This is a genomic window from Enterovibrio nigricans DSM 22720 (genome assembly GCF_900167155.1).
In the GTDB taxonomy this organism is placed as follows: Bacteria; Pseudomonadota; Gammaproteobacteria; order Enterobacterales; family Vibrionaceae; genus Enterovibrio; species Enterovibrio nigricans.
Window position 1 is genome coordinate 1 of the sequence record NZ_FUXU01000155.1, and the last position, 4,041, is coordinate 4,041.

General features: G+C 45.5%; 4 protein-coding genes. 1 reads left to right on the top strand and 3 read right to left on the bottom strand.

Features of this window, described 5'->3' with window-relative positions; translation table 11 throughout:
* Positions 1-438 precede the first annotated feature (438 nt).
* Complete coding sequence (locus tag B5D35_RS22905) at positions 439-882, top strand: DUF4174 domain-containing protein (protein WP_078754719.1); 444 nt, start codon at positions 439-441, stop codon at positions 880-882.
* A 39-nt stretch (positions 883-921) separates the two neighbouring features.
* Here the strand turns inward: B5D35_RS22905 and B5D35_RS22910 are convergent, their stop codons facing one another.
* The 3 genes from B5D35_RS22910 to B5D35_RS22920 form a co-directional block, all read right to left on the bottom strand.
* Positions 922-1,617, bottom strand: coding sequence for a hypothetical protein (locus B5D35_RS22910; protein WP_078754718.1), 696 nt, complete (start codon positions 1,615-1,617; stop codon positions 922-924).
* Between the two features lie 130 nt (positions 1,618-1,747).
* Positions 1,748-2,647, bottom strand: a complete 900-nt coding sequence (locus B5D35_RS22915) for a pyridoxal-phosphate dependent enzyme (RefSeq protein ID WP_078754720.1) — start codon at positions 2,645-2,647, stop codon at positions 1,748-1,750.
* Between the two features lie 207 nt (positions 2,648-2,854).
* Positions 2,855-3,943 carry a type VI secretion IcmF C-terminal domain-containing protein gene (locus B5D35_RS22920; protein ID WP_244556722.1) on the bottom strand — a complete coding sequence of 363 codons (1,089 nt, stop codon included), beginning with the start codon at positions 3,941-3,943 and terminating at the stop codon, positions 2,855-2,857.
* Positions 3,944-4,041 lie beyond the last annotated feature (98 nt).

The window sequence follows — 4,041 nt, forward strand, 5'->3', positions numbered from 1 at the left end:
GCCTGAAACTCAGTATATTGCTTAAGAACCGAACAACTTTAGGCTGCCATGTCTTCCAACCGAATTAAGCAACAAAGCCCCCCGCAAGTGCTAATGCACTTACCCAATTTAATGCAACCTTCTTTCCGTTCATTGCAACTGCTCCTTATGAGTACATGCGGAACAACGGAGCAAAAGCCTTGCCACATTGGTGATATGGCTCGTATATAAATTGCAACTTTATGAAATTGATAAATAAAGAAAGGAAGAAAACAAGCGAAAGGAATATTGAGGGAAACGCTCACCCACTAGATTGGTGCAGAGGCTCCTAGGCGCCGCACCATATTAGGTACTTGGAATATACCGTGCACCATCATGTATAACGATGCAAAAAGGAAAGGAAAAGACTAGGCTTTCGTCATGCAAAAAAATGATGAGCCCTCACGGAGAGAAATCACGATGCAACGGCTTTTGCGCATCAGCGTACTACTCTTGCTGAGTTTGCCTGTTGCCTCTTATTCATACCCTTACTACGCCGTTTCTCATCCACATCGTACCTTGATGTACTTTACGCCCAGTGAAGACGACAACTCTAAAGCGTTCGAACAGCAGATGCTCATGCACGATTGCCAGATGAACGAGCGCAACCTCCACTCTCTCGTTCTGGACATGGGCTCAATGACTGATTCAAAAGGGATCTTTTCTTCCCAGGATATTACCCGTCTCGTAGAAAGGTTTCGTATCACCACAAAAGAACATGTCGCGGTTTTAATTGGAAAAGATGGAACGGAAAAATTTCGCTGGCAAAGCAAAGTCAATATCAATGAGTTGGTCAATGTGATTGACGACATGCCAATGCGACAAGGAGAGAAAGCAAAAAGCGGAATTCGGTGCAGTATCTAGAGAAGGGAAAGCCGAGAGAAACTCGGCTTTTGGACCATTTTACAGTTCAATAGTTACGTCTTGATTATCGTCGCGACTGCCTTCAGACAAATGCTCATATGCGAAGGAGAGTATGGCGATGAAATACACCATCGCGACGTAGCCCACCAGCAAATCCAGCATATAAAGCCCTAAAAAAGACACAAGCTGGGTCATCACGCCCACCAGAATTGGAAATACGCCTAACAGTAAAAAGAGCTGGGCCGTTTTTCCTTCCGTTTTTTGCCAAACCGCATTCACAGAAATATCGTCACCCACTGCAATCGCAGGAAAAATAATGGACAAACGGCATGAAACAAGTGCAAAACCTATAATAGCCACGAGCGACAGAATCAAGCCAAATGGCTCAACAAACATATTGAATCCGTAGACCAAAACGCCCATTCCGATCATAAAGAACGTATAACCCAGCGTATATACAACGAACTTACGCTCTATAGCACCAAACGTGATTCGTCCCCAGCTCGGTACTGATGCTTTCCCCAACAAAAGCACACGGTGCACGTTGATTGCCACCAAGATCGCCATTGCGAAAGCAACAAAACTGCTAAGAATGGCTAAATCACTATTTTTACTTTGGTAAACAGCAACATCAAGCAAGTAAGACAATACAAGCGGAATAGCAATGGCTTTTGAGATGGCCGCTTTCGCCTGCCAAGTACGTTGCGTTGCGAGTTTAAGCGTTTGTGCAAACACTGACTGAAATCCTTAAAACACGATTAGAGAAATATTTCGGCACTGATATTACACGCATATTCTGAGCATTCACCATTAATATCAGCACCATGGGTGACTAAATTCAAAATGACCTCTTTCAGTGTGCCGATTAATCACCAAACTTGCGCCGATACCTTGGCAGCATACTTTCGTTACCCATCAATCCACCTTGATGAACATAGAGAAGCTGCTTATCCGGTTGTTGCGGCAGCCAATCCAATAAGCAATGCCACATTAGCGGATCGTACAACAACTCAAACTCCACGCCTGTTTTCTCTTTGAGAGCGTGCCAAATTTCGTAATCATCTTTGTAAAGCTTACCGAAATGGTGGTTTCTGTCTGTTTCCAAAATCGTCGGAAAACACTGCTCCCCCAATTCTTCAAACTGCTTTATCAAGTAATCTTTACCGCCGACACAGGCACAAGTCACCACCTCTATACCTTTTGGCTTTAAGTGTTTGTGCAGAAACAATGCTGTCGTTCCAGTGCCTGATGGCAAAGCAACCACCAGTCGTTCAACGGCCTGATTTTCCGCCCAAACAGCAATTTCATCCGCAAGCTTCGCCACCCCCTCTTCCGCAATAGGCGAACGTCCACCTTCGGGTACGAAAAGGCAACTCTCGTCCAATCGGTGGCGTTGAATATAGGTTTCAGGGTGCATATTTTGTTCACAAACCTCGGAGACTGGAATAACTTTCGCCCCCAACGCTAACGCTTGCCGATAATTACCAATCGGCGTGCTTTTCAACCATTCAGGTATTCGGTCAACGTAAAATTCAAGCTGCCACCCTTTTAAGCTTGCCAGTGCGGCCAGTGACAACAAGGAATTAGCTTGCGGTGAGCCATAGCCAATAAGGTGAGTGACGGATGGGTCTTCATACGCCAGTAAACTCATCAGCTTCCGGGCTTTGTTGCCAGAGAAATGAGCATGAAGCAAATCATCACGCTTGAGGTAAAAGGTATGGTTGCAATAGCTATGGGAGGTAACAGGTGTATCAGCAATTTTCATAGGTGACATCAAACAATGGTCAGGCTGCAATTGTACACTTTCCTCAGCCTTTACCGCCAAAAGGTATTTTATTGGGCACTATTATCATTGCTGCTACTGCTACTGCTACTGCTACGAGATAAGCATATCTATCAGACAAGGCGAGTAACGCCTCAAAGAGTTACTCGCCCTAACCATTTTGCTCACTACATAACGCCGTAAAGTGCGTTAGTACATCGCTTTTGAAAGCTTAAAGTTTTTAAACATCGCCATGGTAAACGGGTTGCTGTCTTCTTCTGAGTGCAGGCGATACTTCACGTTCCCATTATCAATATTAAATACGTAATCCACACTGGTTGCACTGGAGCTCACAACCTCTGCACTGTCCAGGAGCCGGAAGAATGACCAAGGCCCCTTCACGGAAACGCTTCTCGGTGACTGATTAATCGATATCGGGACCAAGGTCACTCGGCTAACCGCTTCGCTCCGCAATGTGTTTGGCCATATCAGCTCAATATTCTTCCTCGGGCCATGGCTATATTCTACATATTGACCATCAACGTTGATCACCGAGCGACGCTGGTTGGGGCTCAACTCTACGGGCTCAATAGAAAACGCAACGTCCAACACACCTTTTCTATTAAAAAACGCCTGTTGAATGGTCTTGGCCGCTTCAAATTGTTTTAAGAACGCCTTACCGATTACACCATCATCCGCCTGAATATCTAAACTGCTGGCGTTATTGATGAGTGGAGATAGGTCGTTATTGTAAAACTGAGATAAGGTGCCATCCGGTGCAAAGAAAGCCTCGAAATCTTCCAACGCTACATCTTTTTTAGAACGCTGATTAAACGGATAACGAGACGCTAGCTTAGAGGCAAACTCTTCGTAAACTTCCTCATCCCACTTCTCTTCTAAATAGGTCAACGCATCTTTCTGAATGACTAACCAGCTTTCCTGCGCCAACGTATGCAGCATGGTGTTGTATGGTGGCGGTAAACCGTCGGAGACCTGCTGAAGTACATAGATAGGATCCGTATCGTTAAGCATCAAACGGGATTTTGTCGCTTCCAACGCGGCTTTACCTACGTGCTGCGCATCCGTCAGCCTTCGCATGTACGCCAACAACTGAGACACCGCTTCAATAGACTCGTTGAAATAAATAGGATCGCCCTGCTGCACTGATGCGAGGTCATTCAGTCTGGTGAATTGACCATCAACCATGGCCGCGACACGATACTCTGAGGATTTGAGTAACTCATCTCTCGCTTCGTCGTTTTCAGGAAGCTCAGGGAACAGGTCGGTATTTTCCGTCACTTCTTCTAACAGGCGGGGCTTTGTTGCTTAAATCGATGGAACTAAATCTAGAAGCTACGATCTGATCGGCTACACCCATCAATCGTCGTAGTCTCATG